The 1,225-nt window shown below is 47.3% G+C and carries 1 protein-coding gene; it reads left to right on the forward strand.

The annotated features are described in order from the left end of the window. Positions 1 to 56: 56 nt before the first annotated feature. Positions 57 to 1,217 carry an IS30 family transposase gene (locus ACCW76_RS20880; RefSeq protein ID WP_200538987.1) on the forward strand — a complete coding sequence of 387 codons (1,161 nt, stop codon included), beginning with the start codon at positions 57 to 59 and terminating at the stop codon, positions 1,215 to 1,217. The last annotated feature ends 8 nt before the right edge of the window (positions 1,218 to 1,225 follow it).

Consider the following 1,225-nt stretch of genomic DNA (forward strand, 5'->3'; position numbering starts at 1 on the left):
GCTGTGAGTTCAATGGCTCGATGCAACGCTATCCTTAATCAAGGGGGGACGTTGCCATGAAACGAAGAACTCGTATTAACTACACGCCAGAGCAGAAGGCAATTATCTGGGATAGATATAAACAAGGTGATTCCCTGCATGATATCGCCAGAATGTTCGACAGATTTCATTCTTCTATCATGCCCACAATCCACCAGACAGGTGGCTACCGTCCTCCTGTTCGAAAGCGGCATCGATTAGCGCTTACGCTTGATGAAAGAGAAGAAATATCCAGAGGATTGGTAGCAAAACTCAGTATCAGGGACATCGCTGCCAACTTATCAAGAGCACCCTCAACGATTAGCCGCGAGGTCAGGAGGCACGGAGGTGCCAAGCAATACCGTGCAGCAAAAGCCGACAATGCTGCTTGGGAAAATGCTCTGAGACCAAAACCTTGCAAGCTAATTGAAAGCCCCACATTGTGTAAAATCATTGCAGAGAAGATGCATCAGGACTGGTCGCCGGAACAGATCGCCGGTTGGCTGAAACGCTGTTATCCGGATAATCAGGAAATGCATGTGTCACACGAAACGATTTATAAAACGCTTTTTATACAAACCCGGGGGGCATTAAAAAAAGAGCTGCAGCAATGCCTCAGAAGCGGAAGAGCGGTTCGTAGATCCCGAACGTCATCACTTAAAGGGAAAGGATTAGGGAAAATCCCGAATGCGATACCTATCAGCGAAAGGCCACCGGAAGCCTCAGACAGAGCCATCCCTGGTCACTGGGAAGGTGATCTGATCCAGGGCTCGAAAAACTCCTATATCGTCACCCTCGTAGAACGCCATTCCCGCTTTGTTATGTTAGCCAAAATCAGGGACAACAAGACCATAACGGTTATATCTGCACTCATCAGACAAGCCCGGGAATTACCTGTTGAGCTATATAAAACATTAACCTGGGATCGGGGAGCTGAAATGACCAGCCACACCCGGTTTACTGTAGCAACAGACATCCAGATTTACTTCTGTGATCCTCAATCTCCCTGGCAACGTGGCTCAAATGAAAATACGAACAGGTTGCTAAGACAATATTTTCCAAAAGGAACTGACTTATCGGTTCACAGTCAGCACAGACTAAACAGCGTTGCCAGACAGCTCAACGAAAGACCGAGAAAAACGCTAGACTATGAATCACCCGCAGAACGGTTCAATAAGTGTGTTGCGTCCATCAGTTGAACTCACAG

The sequence above is a fragment of the Pantoea sp. C8B4 genome, from assembly GCF_051336905.1.
In the GTDB taxonomy this organism is placed as follows: domain Bacteria; phylum Pseudomonadota; class Gammaproteobacteria; order Enterobacterales; family Enterobacteriaceae; genus Pantoea; species Pantoea rwandensis_B.